21 protein-coding genes are annotated in these 17,757 nt (G+C 68.9%); 4 read left to right on the top strand and 17 right to left on the bottom strand.

Going from position 1 to position 17,757, the window contains the following annotated elements:
* Nucleotides 1–28: 28 nt before the first annotated feature.
* Genes cds1 through H074_RS14995 form a run of 3 tightly spaced genes read right to left on the bottom strand, consistent with a single transcriptional unit; the run spans nucleotide 29 to nucleotide 1,871 of the window.
* Nucleotides 29–1,111 (bottom strand): L-cysteine desulfhydrase Cds1, encoded by a 1,083-nt coding sequence (gene cds1 / locus H074_RS15005; protein WP_007030896.1) that lies wholly within the window; start codon nucleotides 1,109–1,111, stop codon nucleotides 29–31.
* On the bottom strand, nucleotides 1,108–1,386 hold the full coding sequence (locus H074_RS15000; RefSeq protein WP_007030895.1) for a DUF4229 domain-containing protein: 279 nt from the start codon (nucleotides 1,384–1,386) through the stop codon (nucleotides 1,108–1,110). Before H074_RS15000 ends, cds1 begins: the two co-directional genes overlap by 4 nt.
* A gap of 11 nt (nucleotides 1,387–1,397) precedes the next feature.
* A complete protein-coding gene (locus H074_RS14995) occupies nucleotides 1,398–1,871 on the bottom strand; it encodes an Lrp/AsnC family transcriptional regulator (RefSeq protein WP_007030894.1) in 474 nt (157 codons plus the stop codon).
* A gap of 248 nt (nucleotides 1,872–2,119) precedes the next feature.
* Between H074_RS14995 and H074_RS14990 the strand changes: the two genes are divergently transcribed.
* Nucleotides 2,120–2,332, top strand: coding sequence for a BldC family transcriptional regulator (locus H074_RS14990; protein WP_005151795.1), 213 nt, complete (start codon nucleotides 2,120–2,122; stop codon nucleotides 2,330–2,332).
* A 150-nt stretch (nucleotides 2,333–2,482) separates the two neighbouring features.
* The gene (locus H074_RS14985) at nucleotides 2,483–2,665 is read left to right on the top strand and encodes a hypothetical protein (RefSeq protein WP_005151794.1); all 183 of its coding nucleotides are present in this window, start codon (nucleotides 2,483–2,485) and stop codon (nucleotides 2,663–2,665) included.
* A gap of 57 nt (nucleotides 2,666–2,722) precedes the next feature.
* Here the strand turns inward: H074_RS14985 and H074_RS14980 are convergent, their stop codons facing one another.
* The 7 genes from H074_RS14980 to hemL all read right to left on the bottom strand — a co-directional run bounded on the left by H074_RS14980 (nucleotide 2,723) and on the right by hemL (nucleotide 10,216).
* On the bottom strand, nucleotides 2,723–4,060 hold the full coding sequence (locus H074_RS14980) for a MinD/ParA family ATP-binding protein (RefSeq protein ID WP_007030893.1): 1,338 nt from the start codon (nucleotides 4,058–4,060) through the stop codon (nucleotides 2,723–2,725).
* A gap of 79 nt (nucleotides 4,061–4,139) precedes the next feature.
* Nucleotides 4,140–5,120: a c-type cytochrome biogenesis protein CcsB gene (ccsB, locus tag H074_RS14975; RefSeq protein WP_007030892.1), complete on the bottom strand. Its 981-nt coding sequence runs from the start codon at nucleotides 5,118–5,120 to the stop codon at nucleotides 4,140–4,142.
* Between the two features lie 5 nt (nucleotides 5,121–5,125).
* Nucleotides 5,126–6,724, bottom strand: a complete 1,599-nt coding sequence (resB, locus tag H074_RS14970) for a cytochrome c biogenesis protein ResB (RefSeq protein WP_007030891.1) — start codon at nucleotides 6,722–6,724, stop codon at nucleotides 5,126–5,128.
* Nucleotides 6,721–7,506, bottom strand: a complete 786-nt coding sequence (locus H074_RS14965; protein ID WP_007030890.1) for a cytochrome c biogenesis CcdA family protein — start codon at nucleotides 7,504–7,506, stop codon at nucleotides 6,721–6,723. Before H074_RS14965 ends, resB begins: the two co-directional genes overlap by 4 nt.
* A 198-nt stretch (nucleotides 7,507–7,704) precedes the next feature.
* Nucleotides 7,705–8,286, bottom strand: a complete 582-nt coding sequence (locus tag H074_RS14960; protein ID WP_007030889.1) for a TlpA family protein disulfide reductase — start codon at nucleotides 8,284–8,286, stop codon at nucleotides 7,705–7,707.
* Complete coding sequence (locus H074_RS14955) at nucleotides 8,283–8,915, bottom strand: histidine phosphatase family protein (protein WP_007030888.1); 633 nt, start codon at nucleotides 8,913–8,915, stop codon at nucleotides 8,283–8,285. The genes H074_RS14960 and H074_RS14955 overlap by 4 nt, the downstream gene beginning before the upstream one ends.
* Nucleotides 8,912–10,216 carry a glutamate-1-semialdehyde 2,1-aminomutase gene (gene hemL / locus H074_RS14950; protein ID WP_007030887.1) on the bottom strand — a complete coding sequence of 435 codons (1,305 nt, stop codon included), beginning with the start codon at nucleotides 10,214–10,216 and terminating at the stop codon, nucleotides 8,912–8,914. Before hemL ends, H074_RS14955 begins: the two co-directional genes overlap by 4 nt.
* A 123-nt stretch (nucleotides 10,217–10,339) precedes the next feature.
* Between hemL and H074_RS14945 the strand changes: the two genes are divergently transcribed.
* Nucleotides 10,340–10,831, top strand: coding sequence for a tryptophan-rich sensory protein (locus H074_RS14945; protein WP_007030886.1), 492 nt, complete (start codon nucleotides 10,340–10,342; stop codon nucleotides 10,829–10,831).
* On the opposite strand, the gene H074_RS14940 is transcribed toward H074_RS14945, so the two are convergent.
* From H074_RS14940 to hemB, 4 genes are read right to left on the bottom strand one after another with little or no spacing between them, the layout of a single operon-like run.
* Complete coding sequence (locus tag H074_RS14940; protein ID WP_007030885.1) at nucleotides 10,828–11,202, bottom strand: hypothetical protein; 375 nt, start codon at nucleotides 11,200–11,202, stop codon at nucleotides 10,828–10,830. The two genes, H074_RS14945 and H074_RS14940, sit on opposite strands and share 4 nt — an antisense overlap.
* On the bottom strand, nucleotides 11,180–11,632 hold the full coding sequence (locus tag H074_RS14935; protein ID WP_007030884.1) for a hypothetical protein: 453 nt from the start codon (nucleotides 11,630–11,632) through the stop codon (nucleotides 11,180–11,182). Before H074_RS14935 ends, H074_RS14940 begins: the two co-directional genes overlap by 23 nt.
* Nucleotides 11,629–12,180 (bottom strand): hypothetical protein, encoded by a 552-nt coding sequence (locus H074_RS14930; RefSeq protein ID WP_007030883.1) that lies wholly within the window; start codon nucleotides 12,178–12,180, stop codon nucleotides 11,629–11,631. The genes H074_RS14935 and H074_RS14930 overlap by 4 nt, the downstream gene beginning before the upstream one ends.
* Nucleotides 12,181–12,190: 10 nt before the next feature.
* Nucleotides 12,191–13,162, bottom strand: a complete 972-nt coding sequence (gene hemB, locus H074_RS14925; RefSeq protein WP_007030882.1) for a porphobilinogen synthase — start codon at nucleotides 13,160–13,162, stop codon at nucleotides 12,191–12,193.
* A gap of 137 nt (nucleotides 13,163–13,299) precedes the next feature.
* Between hemB and H074_RS14920 the strand changes: the two genes are divergently transcribed.
* Complete coding sequence (locus H074_RS14920; protein ID WP_039922423.1) at nucleotides 13,300–14,586, top strand: Nramp family divalent metal transporter; 1,287 nt, start codon at nucleotides 13,300–13,302, stop codon at nucleotides 14,584–14,586.
* Nucleotides 14,587–14,639: 53 nt separating this feature from the next.
* Here the strand turns inward: H074_RS14920 and H074_RS14915 are convergent, their stop codons facing one another.
* The 3 genes from H074_RS14915 to hemC all read right to left on the bottom strand — a co-directional run bounded on the left by H074_RS14915 (nucleotide 14,640) and on the right by hemC (nucleotide 17,674).
* Nucleotides 14,640–15,002 (bottom strand): hypothetical protein, encoded by a 363-nt coding sequence (locus H074_RS14915; protein WP_039922570.1) that lies wholly within the window; start codon nucleotides 15,000–15,002, stop codon nucleotides 14,640–14,642.
* A 131-nt stretch (nucleotides 15,003–15,133) separates the two neighbouring features.
* Nucleotides 15,134–16,666, bottom strand: coding sequence for a bifunctional uroporphyrinogen-III C-methyltransferase/uroporphyrinogen-III synthase (locus tag H074_RS14910; RefSeq protein ID WP_007030879.1), 1,533 nt, complete (start codon nucleotides 16,664–16,666; stop codon nucleotides 15,134–15,136).
* A gap of 60 nt (nucleotides 16,667–16,726) precedes the next feature.
* Nucleotides 16,727–17,674: a hydroxymethylbilane synthase gene (gene hemC / locus H074_RS14905; protein WP_007030878.1), complete on the bottom strand. Its 948-nt coding sequence runs from the start codon at nucleotides 17,672–17,674 to the stop codon at nucleotides 16,727–16,729.
* Between the last annotated feature and the right edge of the window lie 83 nt (nucleotides 17,675–17,757).

Below are 17,757 nucleotides of genomic sequence, written 5' to 3'. Positions count from 1 at the left end.
TAAGCGGCCCAGACGAGACAAGCCCCGCTCAGGCCTCCGGAGCGAGCTTCCCGCTCACCAGGAACTCCCGGTACTTCTCCAGGTAAGGCGCGATGTCGATGTTCTTCTGCGCCAGCCACGCGTCGTCGTAGTACGTGTTGGCGTACCGCTCACCGCCGTCGCACAGCAGCGTGACGACGCTGCCCGCCTGGCCTTCCGAGATCATCCGCGAGATCAGGGTGAACGCGCCGAAGAGGTTCGTCCCGGTCGATCCGCCGGCCCAGTGCCCGGTCCGTTCGCGCAGCACGCGGATGGCCGCCAGCGAAGCGGCATCCGGCACCTGCAGCATCTCGTCGATCACGCCGGGCACGAACGACGGCTCGACGCGCGGCCGCCCGATCCCCTCGATCCGCGACGGCATGCCGGTGCTGTAGTCGAGCGCCCCGGTCTGCCAAGCGCCGAAGAACGACGAGTTCTCCGGGTCCACGACGGCGATCTTCGTGGTGTGCCGCTTGTAGCGCACGTAGCGGCCGAAGGTCGCGCTCGTGCCGCCGGTCCCGGCGCCGACGACGATCCACGTCGGCACGGGGTGCCGTTCGGATTGCATCTGCGCGTACACCGATTCGGCGATGTTGTTGTTGCCGCGCCAGTCCGTCGCGCGCTCCGCGTAGGTGAACTGGTCGAGGTAGTGGCCATTGCACTCCGAAGCGAGCCGCTCGGCCTCCGGGTACATGTCCGGCGCCCGGTCGACGTAGTGGCATTCGCCGCCGTAGAACTCGATGAGCGCGATCTTCTCCGGCGAGGTGCTGCGCGGTACCACGGTGATGAACCGCAGCCCGAGCATGCGAGCGAAGTACGCCTCCGAGACCGCCGTCGAGCCGCTGGACGCCTCGACGAGCACGGTGTCCTGCCCGATCTGGCCGTTCACCAGGCCGTACAGGAACAGCGACCGCGCGAGCCGGTGCTTGAGCGAGCCGGTCGGGTGGACGGACTCGTCCTTCAGGTACAGGTCGATGCCCCACTCGGCGGGCAGCGGGAAGACGTGCAGGTGCGTGTCGGCGCTGCGGTTCGCGTCGGCCTCGATGATGCGGACGGCTTCACGGACCCAGCTGCGGCTGTGCAGACGGCTCACGCTGCCCCGTCCACTCGGTCGCCGCGCAGCTGCGAGCGCAATTCGGCGCGGGCGCGGGCGCGCTTTTCGTTGCGGCGGGCGAGTCCGGCGGTCACGCGCGCGTTCAGCGGGCGGAACAGCAGCAGACCCAGCGGCAGCCCCACGACCAGGCCGATCAGCAACGCGACCAGCAGCGGGACGTTGACCAGCAGCAACCCCCCTGCGATGACCCCGACCAGGAGAAACCTGGCCAGCACGTACAGCGTCAGGTCACGGGGCAGGTGATTATCGCTCACATCAACGCAGGCTACGCGTTGCCGTCGCGGCCCTCGTCCAGGCCCGCGTTGTTGGGCCGCCCTTCGAAGCGGGTGGAGAGCACGACGGTCGTGTTCGTGCGGCCCACGCCGGGGATCCGCCGCAGCCTGCCGAGCGTCCGCTCGAGATCGTCGACTGTCGACACCCGCACTTTGACGACGAACGCTTCGTCGCCCGCGACGGCGTAGCAGCTCTCGACCTCGTCCAGGGCGCCGAGCGCCTCCGCGACGTCGTCTTCGGTCGCGGTGTCGGTGGGGTGGATGCCGACCAGCGCCGTCACCCCGAGTCCGACCGTGTTGGGGTCGACCATGGCGTGGTAGCCGGTGATCACGCCGGCGGCCTCGAGTTTGCCGACCCGTTCGTGCACCGACGAAGCCGAGAGCCCGACAGACCGGCCGAGGTCTGCGTAGGTAGCCCGCCCGTTCTCCCGTAATGCCGCGATGATCTTCCGATCCACCTGGTCCACCGCTACACCTTAGGTGTCACGGCCCGATTCGCGTGATCAGGGCGCGTTTTCATACATCCATGACAAGACCGCGGGGCCCGGTGGCGCATGTCGTGGTTGTCGGTTTTGACCTTTAAGGGCTCTTTACTGTTGGACAACCGTTCGAGTACCTGACGGGTGAGATGCAACGATTGCCGTGTTGGCTACCCGGCACGACGGGCATCAGGCCCGCCTCCGGTTTAGCACTGGAACCGTGAAGGAGGCGGAAAATGACCGCGACCATGGGCGGCAGGTTGCTCACCCCCGGTGAAGTGGCGGCCCTGTTCCGGGTCGACCCCAAGACCGTGACCCGCTGGGCGACCGCGGGCCGGATCGGCTCGATCCGCACTCCCGGCGGGCACCGCCGGTTCCGCGAGGCCGAAGTGAACGAGCTCCTCGCCGAGCTGACCACCGACGCCAGCGAGCCCGCCCGCAAGGTCTGACCAGGCATTTCCCCTAAAAAGGACTCCAGTGACGAAGGGCTCGTAACCCGCCCTTCGTCACATTGGGGTATCCATGGGTCCCCCCGCGCACGGCAAAGAGGCTAGCCTCGTGGGACTGGGCAACGTCCTCCACGCGGAAAGGGACCGAGCATGATCTACCTGCTCGCGGCCATCGGAGCGCTCACCGTCGCCGTGGTGTTGTGGCGCGCGTTCGGGATCGAGCGTGTCGGGGTGCCCTCGTCGCGACCGACGCTGGCCCCGGACGACGATCCCGACTTCCTGCGCAAGCTCGGTGAGCAGCAGCGCAAAGGTAAAGACGAGGACAAAGAGTAAATACCGGGCCTGGAGCTCCGCTCCTCCGTTGAGGGTGGCGGGGGGGGCATGGATGGACTAGGGCTGGATCGGCTGGTACTGCTGGCCACCGAAGCCGTCGGCGACGGTGGCGGCCAGTTCCAGCAACGCCAGCCGGGTGTCCTCGTCGAGCCGGTCCAGTTCGATCTCGGCGCCCTCTTCCAGGTGCGGGTCGAACGGGATGCGGCAGACCGAACGGACCCGCGCGCCGAAGTGTGCGGAGAGCTTGTCGAGATCGACGGAGCCACCCTTCGGCCGCACCGAGTTGATCACCGCGACGGACCGTTTGACCAGGTCGCCGTAGCCGTGTGCCTCCAGCCAGTCGAGCGTGGCCGACGCACTGCGCGCCCCGTCGACGGAGCCTGACGAAACCACCACCAGCGCGTCCGCGACGTCAAGGACGCCCTTCATCGCCGAGTGCATCAAACCGGTACCGCAGTCGGTGAGCACGATGTTGTAGAAGTGCTCCAGCAGGTTGACCGTGCGCCGGTAGTCGTCCTCGGAGAAGGCTTCCGAGACCGCCGGGTCCTGCTCGCTGGCGAGGATCTCCAGCCGGCTCCCGCCCTGCGAGGTGTACGAACGGACGTCGCTGTACCTGGTGATCTTGTCCGCGTCCCGCAGCAGGTGCCGGACGGTCGCGGTGGTCTCGATCGGGATCTTCTGCGACAGCGTCCCGCGGTCCGGGTTCGCGTCGACGGCGACGACCCGGTCACCGCGCAGCGACGCGAACGTCGAGCCCAGCGTGGTCGTCGTGGTGGTCTTGCCGACGCCGCCCTTGAGGCTCAGCATCGCGATCTTGTAGCACCCGCGCAGCGGCTGGTTGATCTGCGCGATCAGTTCGCGCTTGCGCGTGTCCTTGGGGCTCTCCCCCGGGTTGACCAGCTTGCCGGTGCCCACGTAAAGGGCCTTGCGCCAACCCGACTGAGGCTTGCGCTTCTGCGGCTTCACCAGGCTCGCGGTGGCGAGTTCGTCCGGGAGCGCGTGCCTGCCCTGCGGCTGCGGCAGCCCTGGCACCGCTTGCTGCGGCTGCGCGTACTGCTGCTGAGGCGGGTACTGGACGGCCTGCTGCGGAGGCGCCTGCTGAGGCTGCAGCGGGGGCAGGTTCTGGTCGTAAGGCTGCTGGTACTGCCCTTGCGACGGCTGCGGCAGCAAAGGCTGCTGTTGCTGCGGAGCGGGCTGCTGCGGGTACTGGCCCTGCTGCGGGTACTGGGGCTCCGCGTACTGGGGCTGGACGACCTGGGTCGGCTCGGCCTCGAAGCCGCCCGCGGTCGGATGCGGCGCCGAGTCCGTCCGGTCCTCGGAGAACAACTCCGAGGGCTGGACGCTCTCGTTCGGTTCGGGGTGGCCAGGAGCCGATTCTTCGCTGGGTCCGGTCACCGCTGAATTCCTCCTCCGCGCACGTCTTCCCCCGCTGCCTCAGTATTGACGGTAGTCGGCACACGTGCAGCGGCGACGGTCAGCCCCCGGCGTAGGAGTGCAGGCCCGAGGTCACCAGGTTCACGAAGAACATGTTGAACACCGTCGCCGAGAACCCGACGATGTTGATGATCGCCGCCCGCTTGCCCCGCCAGCCCGCGGTGGCGCGGGAGTGCAGGTACGCCGCGTAGACGACCCACGCGACGAAAGCCACGGTCTCCTTCGGGTCCCAGCCCCAGAACCGGCCCCAGGCCGCCTCGGCCCACACCGCGCCGCACAGCACGCCGAAGGTGAAGATCGGGAAAGCGAAGATCGTGGTCCGGTAAGCGATGCGGTCGAGGACGTCCGCGGCGGGCAGCTTCGGGCCGAACTTGGCGAACTTGGCCGGGTTGTCGTCGTGGGCGGTACGGAAGAGGTAAAGGACGCTCGCGACGCCGGGCACCAGGAAGACACCGGAGCCGATGATCGCCGCGGAAACGTGGATGACCAGCCAGTACGACTGCAGTGCGGGCTGCACGGGGGCCGCGATCTGATACAGCATGGTGCCGTTGACGAACATCAGGATCACGACCGGCAGCAGCAGGAAGCCGGTGAGGTGGCGGACCGGGAACTTCCGCATGATGACGATCCACGTCACGACCGCGATGAAGGTCGTGGCCATGCCGTACTCGTAAAGGTTGCCCCAAGGCGCGCGGTGCACGGCGAGTCCGCGCAGCACGATCGCGCCAAGGTGCAGCAGCGCGGCGAGCACCAGCAGCGCGGCGCCCATGCGGCCGATGCGCTCGGGGCGGCCGACCTCACGCGGAGGCTCCGATGGAGTCACCGTCGTCCCCGTGCTCACCGGCGGCCCGCCCGCGCCGACCAGCTCGCGGGCTTTCTGCTTGCTGCGCTCCGCCGCCAGCCGGCCCTTCGCGCCGAAGCCCTGCTCGATGAGGGCGAACATCAGCGCGAGGACGTAGATCGCCGCCGCGGTGGTGTAGGAGTAGTCGCTGTACTGGGACAGCGTCTCGTTGATCGGCATGACCTCTAGTTGCCTCTCTGCCCCTGGACCAGCTTGTCGCTGATCCGCTGGAACTCTTCGCCGTAGCCCGCCTGATCGGTGCGCGCCAGCCCGGCGACCTCGATCACGGTACCCGTCTCACCTTCGCGGGCCGGTGTCACCCGGACCCACACCCGACGCCGTTTGACCAGCAACGATCCCGCCAGCCCGATCAGCATCGCGACCGCGCAGACCAGCACCCAGCCCTGCACCGGGTCGTGCGAGACCTGGATGGCCACCCACTCCTGGACGCCGTCGAACCGGACCTTCGTGCCGTCGTCCAGCACGGTCTCCTGGCCCTGGTCCAGGTTCTGCCGGGTGAGCTTCTTGAGCCTGCCGTCTTCGACGAGCGACTGGTCGATCTGGAAGATCGACTGCCCGCGTCCCGCGTCGAGGCCGAGGTCACCGCGGTAGATGTCGACGGCCACCGCCGGCTTGTTCGCCTCGGGCCGCGACGACGTCAGCACGTTGCCGTGCAGGAACGCGGTCGGGGCGAGCAGGCCGGTGATCGCGAGCTGGCGGGTGCGGCGTTCGATCGGGTCGGTGATGCCCGGCTGGTCGATCTTCGTCGCGCCTTCGGAGAGCTTCGTCGGCTCGTCCGCGGGACGCCACGGCGTGATGTTGGTGCGCACGGTGCCGTCGGGGAAGGTCACCGTGAACTTCGGGGAGTAACCGAAGTTCAGCAGGTAGACGCGGTCGCCCGCGGTGCGCAGCGGCGAGTTGACCTCGAGTCCGTACGGCTTCCACGCGCCGGTCTTCAGATCCTCGCCGGACTGGTACTCCATGTTGGAGTGGTAGTAGTTCGCCTGCCCGCTCTCGGTGTAGCGCGCCTCGAAGTCCTTGAGCCGGATGCAGAACGCGTTGAGGTCGGTGCCGTCGACGCGCAGTCCGGCGTTGAAGGTGTCGTAGCCGAGGATGCCGGAGTTGCACCACGGGCTGTTGTCGGCCTGGACGATGACCTGGCCTTCGTAGCCGAACATCTTGCCCAACGCGAAGAAGATGATCAGGCCGAGCATGCCGAAGTGGAAGACGAGGTTGCCGGTCTCGCGGAGGTACCCGCGTTCGGCGGAGATGCTTCGGCTTCCGTCGGCCTCTTCGCGCTCGACGCGACGCCAGCCTTTGAGCAGCGCGTGCGTGTCCTTCATGACCGTCTCGGGGGTCCGGTCGGTCGTGGTGGACACGTGATGCGGCATCCGCGAGAGCTTGCGCGGCGTGAGCACCGGCTTCGCACGCATCGCCTTCGCGTACTCGAAGCTGCGCGGCGCGAGACAGCCGATGAGCGAGACCATCAGCAGGATGTAGATCGCCGAGAACCAGACGCTGCCGTAGACCTCGAAGAACTGCGTGCGGTCGAGCAGTTCGCCCCACCAGCCGTGCGCGGCGATGTACTCGTCGGTCTTGACGGCGTTGAGGTTCCGCTGCGGCAGCAGAGCGCCGGGCATCGCGGCGAGCGCGAGCAGGAACAGCAGCACCAGCGCGGTGCGCATCGACGTCAGCCCGCGCCAGGTGTTGCGCAGTAAGCCGAGGACACGCTTCAGCGGCGTCTGGCGATATTCGTTCTTCGGTGGGGCTTCAGTGGTGGTCACAAGGGCAGCCTGATGTCGTTCACGAGGGTGTTCCGGATCCAGCCGGTCATGTCGGTCCACAGGCCGGTCACCAGCAGGACGCCGACGATCAGCAGCAGGACGCCGCCGAAGACCTGCACTTGACGGCCGTGGCGGCGCAGCCAGTCCGTCGCGCGGACGGCCCAGCGGGCACCGAACGCGATGAGGAGGAACGGGACGCCGAGGCCGAGGCAGTAGACCAGGATCAGCACGTACCCGCGCACCGCCGCCCCGCCGGTGGCGCTGGCCATGGAGATGACCGCGGACAGTGTCGGCCCGATGCACGGCGTCCAGCCGAGCCCGAACACCGCGCCGAGCACCGGCGCGCCCCACAATCCGCCGCGCGGTACGTGGTGCGACCGGAACTCGCGCTGCAGCCCCGGGATCCAGCCGAGGAAGACCAGGGCCATCGCGATCGTCAGCACGCCGCCGAGGCGCTGCAGGAGGTCCATGTTGAGCTGGACGGCGTCGGCGATCCACACCAACGTCCCCAGCGTCACCACGAAGACGACAGTGAACCCGAGCACGAACAGCGCCGCCGCGCCGACGACGGCGAAGCGGCCTTTCTTGCGCTCCTCTCCCACGCTGACCGCGGGGGCGTCCGCCCCGACCAGCGCGGCCAGGTACGCGAGATACCCGGGCACCAGCGGCACGACGCACGGTGACGCGAAGGAGATCGTCCCGGCCAGCAGCGCGACACCCGCGGCGAGCAGCAACGGCCCGGAGAGGGCGAGCTCGGTTACACCCGTCGCCAACGTGGCCACGCCTCTTGAGGAGTTACAGCGTTCACACGGCTGAGCGTAGGCAGTGTGGTCCAGGTGAAAACGCCGGGGCTGGCCCAACGGGACCTACGTCGCACCCGGTCAGGACCTTGGTCCCGTCCCCCTCGCCGCAATTTGGCACCAGATTGCGATCCTTGCGCGTGCAAGGACCGCAACCAGGTGCCGAATTGCGGAGAGGGGTCAGGCGGGTTCGGCGACGAGGCGCTGGACGACCGGCAGCAGGTCCGAAGCCAGCAGGTCCCGCAGGAACACCGCCGCGACGCGGTGCTGTTTGTCCAGCACGATCGTCGACGGGATGATGTTGCGCGGATAGCCCGAGAGCTGCAGCAGCGTCCGCCCCGACGGGTCGTAGATCGACGGGTACGTCAGCTTCCGGTCCCGCATGAAGTCCTGTGCCGGGGCCCGGTCGTTGTCGCGCAGGTCGATCCCGACCACCTGGACCCCGGACGCCTTGGTCTGGTCGTAGACCTTCTGCATCTCCGGCGCCTCGACGCGGCACGGCGCGCACCACTGGCCCCACAGGTTCAGCACGATGACCTTGCCGGGGAAGTCCGCGATCGAAAGCTGTTTCCCCTCGTTCATCAGGTCGTCGCCGGACAGCGTCGGCGACGGCTGGCGGTCCGCGACGTCGTAGGTGATGTCGACCTTCCCGCCCGGCGAAACGAAGTTGAACGTGCCGCCGGTGACGACGGCGTCCTTGCCGGTGGTGCAGCCCGTGACGACGAGCATCAGCACCGCCATGGCCGCCAGCGCACGCTTCATGCCCCGGTCACCTTCGGGTCGGTCGTGCCGGCGGGCTCGCTGTAGACGATCCGCACGAGTTCCTCGCCCTCGAAGACCAGGCTGGTCAGCGACGCGAGCGAGCATTGCCGGTTGCGCGGGTCGTGCCAGAGCCGCTTCGCCTCCAGGAAGCGCCGCACGGTCCAGATCGGCAGCTGGTGCGAGACGCACAGCGCCTCGTGGCCCTCGGCCGTCCGCCGCGCCCGGTGGATCGCACCGAGCATGCGGTGCGCGATCTCGACGTACGGCTCGCCCCAAGACGGCCGGAACGGGTTGACCAGCTTCGGCCAGTGCTTCGGCTGGCGGAGGGCGCCATCGCCGACGGCGACCCGCTCGCCCTCGAACTGGTTGTCCGCCTCGATGAGCCGTTCATCGGTCTCGACGTCGAGCCGGTGCGCGGCCGCGATCGGCGCGGCGGTCTCCTGCGCGCGCTGAAGCGGCGAAGCCACGACGTGCGTGATGTCGTGCGTCGCGACGGCCTCGGCGACCGTCAGCGCCTGACGCTGACCGCGGTCGGAGAGCTTGAAGCCGGGCAGGCGGCCGTACAGGATCTTGTCCGGGTTGTGCACCTCACCGTGGCGGAGCAGGTGCACGATCGTCGTCTCGCTCACGCCTGGACCGCCTCGGCGGCGGCGCGGGCGGCCACGCGAAGCGCGGACTCGATGATCTCGAACTCGGCGTCGCCCATGGCCGCGTTGACGAACCACGCCTCGTACGCGCTCGGCGGCGCGTACACGCCGTTGTCCAGCAACGCGTGGAAGAACGCCGGGAACCGCCAGGTCTCCGAGGCCTGCGCGCCCGGGTAGTTCGTCACCGGGTTCTCGCTGAAGAACACGCTGACCAGGTTGCCCGCGTACTGCACGGTGTGCGTGACACCCGCCTCGGTCAACGACCGGCCGAACAGGTCGCCGAGCCGCTTCGTGTTGGTGTCGAGGGCCGCGTACACGGCGTCGTCGGCCGCGCGCAGCGTCGCGAGCCCGGCGGCGACGGCGACGGGGTTCCCCGACAGCGTCCCCGCCTGGTACACCGGCCCGCCCGGGGCCAGCTTCGCCATCACGTCGGCGCGGCCGCCGAAGGCAGCGGCAGGCAGCCCGCCGGACATCACCTTGCCGAAGGTGTAGAGGTCTCCGGCGACGCCTTCGAGGCCGAACCAGCCCGCCTTCGAGACGCGGAACCCGGTCATCACCTCGTCCATGATCAGCAGGGCACCGTGCTCGTGCGCGATCTCCATGAGCCCCGCGTTGAAGCCGTCGGTCGGGGCGACGGCGCCCATGTTGCCCGCGGCGGCTTCGGTGATGATCGCGGCGATCGAGTCCGGGTTGTCCACAAAGGACTTCCGGACCGCGTCGAGGTCGTTGTAGGGCAGGACGATCGTGTCGGCTGCCTGCGCGCCGGTGACACCGGGCGACGTCGGGAGGCCGAGGGTCGCGACGCCGGAGCCCGCTTCGGCGAGCAACGCGTCGACGTGGCCGTGGTAGCAGCCCGCGAACTTGATGATCTTCGTCCGGCCGGTGAACCCCCTGGCCAGCCGGATCGCGCTCATCGTCGCCTCGGTGCCGGAGTTGACCAGGCGCACCTGCTCCACCGGCTCGACGCGGCCGATGATCTCCTCGGCGAGTTCGACCTCACCGCGCGTCGGGGTGCCGAACGACAGCCCGTCGACAGCGGCTTCGCGCGCGGCGGAGACGACGTCCGGATGCGCGTGCCCGAGGATCATCGGCCCCCACGAGGAAACCAGATCGACATAGCGGTTGCCGTCCGCGTCCCAGAGGTGCGGGCCCTCACCGCGCACCATGAACCGCGGGGTGCCGCCGACGGAGTTGAAAGCCCGCACCGGGGAGTTCACCCCACCCGGGATCGCGGCCTTCGCTCGTTCGAACCATGCCTTGGACTGATCGACTCCGGTAGTCACATCCCCAGTCTCGCAAATCCGCCGATGACACCCGCCGCCGAGTCCTCGCGGTTCCGGGCATGGCGTGACCAGGCCCACTAGGGTGGGAAACACTCCTGTCGAAACCCTCGCGGAGGAATCCACGTGTCCACGGTGTCGTCACCACCGACCCACCACCGTCGCCTGCGCTGGCAGGCCCTGGCCGGATTCATCGCCATGTCGGCGATCGTGGGGGTGGTGGCCGCGCTGGCCGTGGCCACCCGTTCCGAAACGCACAACGCGCTGGCCCGCCCGTCGTGGGCGCCGCCGGGCTGGCTCTACGGTCCGGTGTGGTCGGTCCTGCTCCTCGTGGTCGCCGTCGCGGGCTGGTACTACTGGCGGACCGACGGCGAAACGCGCGGCTTCGCCTTCTACGGCGTCTGCCTGCTGCTGACCCTGCTGTGGACGCCCTTGTTCTTCGCCGGCGGCGCGCACGCCCTGGCTTTGGCCGACGTCGTCGTACTGGACTTCGTGGTGCCCATCACGATGATGGAGTTCGGGCGCCGGTCGAGACTCGCCGCCTGGCTGCTCGTGCCGTATCTGCTGTGGTTGCTGTACTCGACCGCGGTCAACGCCGCCGTCGTCTGGCTCAACTAGTTCTTGGGTTTGCGGCCCTTGGCCCGCACGGCGAGCAGGAACTGGCGGATCGCGTCCACCACCAGGATCGCGGCCAGCACGCCCAGCCCGATGGCGCCGGCGAGCGGGCCTCCGAAATAGCGCTGCGATTCGAGGGTCGTCGTTTCGCCGTAGGTGATCACGACCGGGACGACACCGGCCTTCCAGCACGCGAAAGCGCCCCACACCGCGAGCGCGGCGAGGACCAGCTCGACCGCCCCCACCACGGCGCGCAGGGGTTTGTGCAGCCGGGCCGCGGGCCGGGTGTCCTCCGGTGGCCACAGATCGGCGCCGGTCGGCTGGGGAAGGTCGATCACGGTGAGCAGTTTCTCATGACTCTGTGGTGCGAGCACGCACCAAATTCCCGAGAGCCTCGCGGAGGGCGTCCGGGTCCTTGGCCCAGGCGCGCACGAAAACGCCGTCGTCGAGCTTCAATCCGACTTCGCCGTGCTTCTTGGGGATCGTCCAGCCTCCACCGAGGACCCGTGAGCCGACCGGCGTCTCGTCTTCGAGGACCTCGGTGATCCGGGCCGCCTCCAGGGTTTCCCTGCCCTGCCGGTAACCGTCCACGGTGACTTCCAGAGAGAGGTACCGGCGGCGCGCGTACACCCAGGGCACGGTGATCGCCACCAGCCCGACCGCGACCAGGATCCAGGCCGGCCAGTGGACCGGGCCGCCCGTCGTCAGCTCCGCGAGCAGCCCGGCGAGGGCGAACAGCGGCGCCCACAGCAACGCCGTCCAGCCGACGCCGGGTTCGTCGTAGAGGGACGGCTCGGGCGTCATGGCAGCGTGCGCCCGACCTTCGGGAAGTGATCGGCGACGCTGGGCAGGTACATGAGGACCAGCGCGATCGCCACCAGCAAGGTGGACACCAGCAGGAACACGTTGAGCGAACCGCGAAGGATCAGCAGTTCCACCAGCACCAGGAAGACCGCCCCGACGGTGAGGACCGTCCTGGCCGACCGTGTTCCCTCCCGGGCCTTGTACGCGAACAACGCGAACAGGACGGCGAAGGTGAGCGCGCCGCCGAACAGCATCCACAGCAGGGTGTTCACCCCGGAAGCGACCTGCGCCGGATCGGCGGGCTGGCCGGGGACCGGGTTCTCTTTGATCTGCTTGAGGATTCCCTCGGTCAGTTCCTGTTTCAGCACCAGCAGGGCGACCTGCCCCGCCACCAGGACGACCCCGGCCGCGATCCACAGCCAGAACGAGATGGCGACCGGCCTCGGAACCGTGATCTTCGGCGGCTTCTGGCCGGGCAGGATCGGGTCGGGTGACATCCCCCGCTTGCGGCGCTCGTCGTCCGTTTCGCCCGCTTCGCTGTCGCTCACGCGAGGCAGCCTAGTCCAGCCAAACAGCGGCTTCGGCGGCCCAGTAGGTGAGGATCATGTCCGCGCCGGCGCGGCGGATCGACGTCAGCACCTCGAGAATGGTGCGCTCGCGGTCGAGCCAGCCGTTCGCCGCGGCCGCCTCGACCATCGCGTACTCGCCCGAGATGTTGTACGCCGCCACGGGAACCGGCGACGTCTCGGCGGCGGCCTTGATGACGTCCAGATAGGACAGCGCGGGTTTGACCATGATCAGGTCGGCACCCTCGGCGATGTCCAGCTCGATCTCGCGCAACGCCTCGCGTACGTTGCCCGGGTCCTGCTGATACGTCTTCCGGTCCCCCTTCAGCTGCGAATCGACAGCCTCGCGGAAGGGGCCGTAGAACGAGCTGGCGAACTTCGCCGAATAAGCGAGGATCCCGGTTTCGGTGTACCCGGCACGGTCCAGCGCGCCGCGGATGACACCGACCTGACCATCCATCATGCCGCTCGGACCGAGCAGATGCGCACCCGCTTCCGCCTGCGCCAGGCCCATTTCCGCGTACACGCGCAGGGTCGCGTCGTTGTCGACACCGCCGTCGGCGTCGAGGACGCCGCAGTGGCCGTGGTCGGTGAACTCGTCGAGGCACGTGTCCGCCATCAGGACCGTCGCGTCGCCGAGTTCGGCCCTCAAGTCGCGCAGGGCGACGTTGAGGATGCCGTCCGGGTCGATCGCACCGGAGCCTTCGGCGTCCCGCGTCTTCGGGATACCGAACAGCATCAGACCGCCGACACCGGCGTTGACCGCCTCGACGGCGGCTTTGCGCAGCGTGTCACGGGTGTGCTGGAAGACCCCGGGCATGCTGGAGATCGGGCGGGGCACGTCGGCGCCCTCGGCCACGAACATCGGGAGGATCAGCTGGCGCGGGCGCAGCGTCGTCTCACCGACCAGCCTGCGCATGGCCGGAGTGGTACGGAGCCTGCGGGGGCGATGTTCGGGAAACACCCTTACGACGGTACTCCCGATCGCTCGAGGGAAGGTGAACGGCTCGTTGGGCCGGTCGGGCGGATCTTCCCTAAGAAAGGGTAAAGAGTCACCTTTGTCCGATTTTCGGCGTTGTGACGTGGGTTACCTTCCCCTTCATGTCGAGTTCAACGGTGACCGACCAACTGGAAGAACCCCCCGTCGGCTGGCGCGCACGGCTGCGCCAGGTCGGGCCGGGGATCATGGCCGCGGCGACCGGGGTCGGCGCGGGCGACCTCGTCGCGACGATGGTGGCCGGATCGCGCTTCGGGTACACGCTGCTGTGGGCGGTGCTCGTCGGCACGATCTTCAAACTCGCGCTGGCCGAAGCGGTCGGCCGCTGGCATTTGACGTCGGGCCGCACCATCCTGTCGGGCTGGCGGTCGCTGGGGATCTGGGCACTGATCTACTTCGGGATCTACGCGGTGATCTGGGGCTTCGTCTACGGCGCGACCGCGATGTCGGCGTCGGGCCTGCCGCTCAACGCGCTCTTCCCCGCGCTCTCGGTGCGGTACTGGGCGATGATCTGCGGCCTGCTCGGCTTCGCGCTGGTGTGGTTCGGGCGCTACGCGATCATCGAGAAAGTGATGACCGTCCTGGTCGGCATCATGTTCGTGACCGTGGTCGGCACCGCGATCCTCGTCGTGCCGAACTTCGCCGAACTGTTCAAGGGCGCCGTCCCGACCCTGCCCGACGGCTCGCTCGTCTACGTCCTCGGCCTGGTCGGCGGCGTCGGCGGCACGATCACCATGGCGGCCTACGGCTACTGGACGCTCGCGAAGGGCTGGCGCTCGGCGAAGTGGCTCCCGATGATGCGCGCCGACAACGCCGTCGGGTACGTCATGACCGGGATCTTCGTGATCGCGATGCTGATCGTCGGCGCGGAACTGCTGCTGGGTCAGAAGATCATCTCAGGTGACAAGGGCCTGCTGTTCCTCGGCGACACCCTCGCCGCGGACTACGGGCAATGGGCGCGTATCCCGTTCCTCATCGGCTTCTTCGCCGTTTCGTTCACGTCGGTGATCGGCGTCTGGCACGGCGTGAGCCTGCTCTTCGCGGACTGGTGGCGCATTCTGCGGCTGCCCACGAACACCACGGAAAGCGTTGAGATGTATGAAAAGAAGGCCGGAGAACGCAGTGTCGCGTACCGGGGATACGTGCTGTGGCTGACCTTCCCGCCGATGGCGTTGCTGTTCCTGGACCAGCCCTTCCAGCTCACCGTCGTCTACGGCGTGCTGGGCGCGTTGTTCATGCCGTTCCTGGCGGCGACCTTGCTGGTACTGCTGAACACGTCCCGGGTGCCACGGGAGGGGCGTTCGCGGTGGCTGTCGAACGGGCTGCTGGGCATCTGCCTGGCGATGTTCGCGTACCTGGCGTACACGGAGGTCGTGAAGTTCTTCAGCTGAAACGCTCGTGAGTGGTAAGGACGGTTAGAACCGTCCTTACCACTCACGAGGCCTTACAGCGGGATGGACTTGCTGTTGCAGCCCCCGCCCCCGCAGGCCGTCACGATCAGCTGGGCCGAACCGTTCGGCAACCTGATCGACGCCCGCCTCACCCCGTCGTCGACGATCACCTGGGTCATCCCGCCCTGCGGGGACACGGCGAACCGCGCGGTGAGAGCCGAGACGGGGGAACTGTCGGACACCGTGACCACCAGCTGTCCCCGATCGACGAGGCCCCGGACGCTTTGCGCCGCGCACCCGAGCGGACTGCAGACTTCGAACGACGTGGCCGGCGCGGCGGAGGCGGTGGCCGCGAACCCGGCGAAACCGAGCGCCAGCACACCCACGGCGGTAGCGGCACGAGCGAGAGATTTCATGATCACTCCCCGGTGATTGTCGGAATCACCGAGGCTATGGCCCGCTGCTACGCACACGGCGAAGTTTCACCGAGGACCGAAAAAGCCCCCTTCCCACACGAAACGTGGGAAGGGGGCTTCATCGGCGATCGTCAGGAGCGGCGTGCCCGCTTCGCCTTGCGAGGCGGCGGAAGCGCACCTTCGGCGCGAAGCCGGGCGGCGTGCTCGGCGAGCGCGTCGACCAGGTGCGGGACGTCGGCCTTCTCGGGCTGGACGTCGACCCGCAGCCCGAACTCCACGGCGGTCTCCGCGGTCTTCGGGCCGATGCACGCGACCAGGGTGCGGGTGTGCGGCTTGCCGGCGATGCCGACGAGGTTCCGCACGGTCGAGGACGAGGTGAAGCAGACCGCGTCGAAACCGCCGGTCTTGATCATCTCGCGGGTCTCGGCGGGCGGCGGCGCGGCCCGGACGGTGCGGTACGCGGTCACGTCGTCGATCTCCCAGCCGCGTTCGCGCAGGCCGGCCGAAAGGGTCTCGGTGGCGATGTCCGCCCGCGGCAGCAGCACACGGTCGACCGGGTCGAGGACGTCGTCGTACGGCGGGAACTCGGCGAGGAGGCCCTCCGAGGACTGCTCACCTTCCGGGATCAGCTCGGGGATGATGCCGAAGGAGCGCACCTTCGCGGCGGTCGATTCGCCGACGCAGGCGATCTTCACGCCCGAGAAGGCGCGGGCGTCGAGGCCGAACTCCTCGAACTTCTCCCACACCGCGCGGACGGCGTTGGTCGAGGTGAAGACGATCCACTGGTAGCGGCCGTCGACGAGACCCTTGACCGAACGTTCCATCTGCGCGGGGCTGCGCGGCGGCTCGACCGAGATGGTCGGGACCTCGTGCGAGGTGGCGCCGTGGCCGCGAAGCCGCTCCGCCATCTCGCCGGCCTGCTCCTTGGTGCGCGGCACCAGGACCTTCCAGCCGTACAGCGCGCGCGACTCCCACCACGACAGCTTCGAGCGCTGGCCGACGGCCTGGCCGATGGTCACGATGAGCGGGCCGACGAGTTCGCCCGCCTCGTTCGCGACGGTGGCCAGCGTGGTGTCCAGGGTGCGCTGGGTGTTGATGGTGCCGTTCGAGGTCACCGCGACCGGGGTGGTCGGCGCCAGCCCGTGCTCGGTCAGCGCGGACGCGGCCTCGGCCAGGTGCGCCGACGTCGCGTGCAGCACGATCGGGCCCGGGGTGGCGGCCAGCGCGGCCCATTCGACGTCGCCGCGGACGTCGACCTCGGTGTGCGTGCCACCGAGCGCGACACCGGCGTACGCCGGAACGGCCGCGCCGGGCGAGACGCCCGGGATGATGTCGAATACGGCGCTGGTCCGGGACACGGCCTGCACCTCGGCGACGACGGCGGGCTGGGTCAGCGGGTCACCGGCGATCAGCCGGAGCACCAGCCGTCCGGCCTTGGCCTCGTTCACCAGGTCCTTGGCGACCTCGGTGGCCTCGCCGACGGCGGGGCGCACTTCGGCGCCCTCGGCGGCGAAGGCCAAGACGCCCGAAGGGACGTCCGGGTCGGTCACCACGACCTCGGCCTTGGCGAGCAGCTCCTGAGCGCGGACGGTCAGCAGACCGGCGTCACCGGGGCCCGAGCCCACGAAGGCGATACGCCCGGTGGTCTTACGCGCGGGGGTCATCTGTGCGTTCTCCTCTTGAGCGGCCGCAGTCGAGCGCGGCCCTACCTTCAACGTTCTGACTCACTGGGCGGGGCCGGACAGCGCACCGGCCCCCAGGTCGAGCAGCTCGGCGGCCAGTGTCCGGCCGAGCTGATCGGCATCGCGGAAGTCGGCGAGCGCGGAAGCGCGCACCATGTCGACCGCGTCGCCGTCCCCTTCGACGGCGGCGGTGCCCCGCAACGAGATCCGCTCGACGACCCGCCCTTCGGCGTCCAGGTCCTCGACGATCTCCGCCAGCGCTCCGACCGGCGCGCTGCACCCGGCTTCCAGCGCCGCGAGCAACGCCCGCTCGGCGGTCGCCACGGCACGGGTGCCCTCATCGTCCACTGTGGACCTGAGCAGGTGCTCGATGTCCACGTCACCGGTCCGGCACTCCACCGCCAGCGCACCCTGCGCGGGCGCGGGCAGCATCTGGATCGGGTCGAGGGTCTCGGTGATCTCCTCCGCCCGGCCGATCCTGGCCAGTCCGGCACGCGCCAGGATGACGGCGTCCAGCTCTCCGTCGCTCACCTTGCGCATGCGGGTGTCGATATTGCCTCGGATCGGCACGATTTCCAAACCGAGACCGAGCGCGCGCAGTTGCGCGGTCCGCCGCGGCGAGCCGGTGCCGACGGTCGAACCCGGCGGGAGCTCGCCCAGCGTCAGCCCGTCACGGGCGATCAGCGCGTCGCGAGGGTCCTCACGGCGCGGCACGGCGGCGAGCGTGATGCCCGGCTCCGGCTTCGTCGGCAGGTCCTTGTACGAGTGCACGATGACGTCGACTTCCTCGCGCAGCAAGGCTTCGCGCAGCGCGGAAGTGAAGACGCCGACCCCGATCGTCGGGATCGGCGCGGACGATTTGTCGCCCGGGGTCGTCACGGTGACGAGTTCGACCTCGGCCCCGGTGGCGCGCAGGGCGTCGGCGATGGTGCCGGTCTGCGCGAGGGCGAGTTTGCTGCCGCGCGTCCCGATGCGGATGACTCTGCTCACTGATGATCACTCGTCCTTTTTCGCGGTGCTGCGCGCGACCGCGATCGCGCCGCCAGGGCGCTCCTGCTCTGGAAACTCGCTTG

It is taken from the genome of Amycolatopsis decaplanina DSM 44594, assembly GCF_000342005.1.
Lineage (GTDB): Bacteria > Actinomycetota > Actinomycetes > Mycobacteriales > Pseudonocardiaceae > Amycolatopsis > Amycolatopsis decaplanina.
The sequence above is the reverse complement of the archived record's forward strand: the minus strand, read 5'-3'. Positions and strand labels throughout refer to the sequence as shown.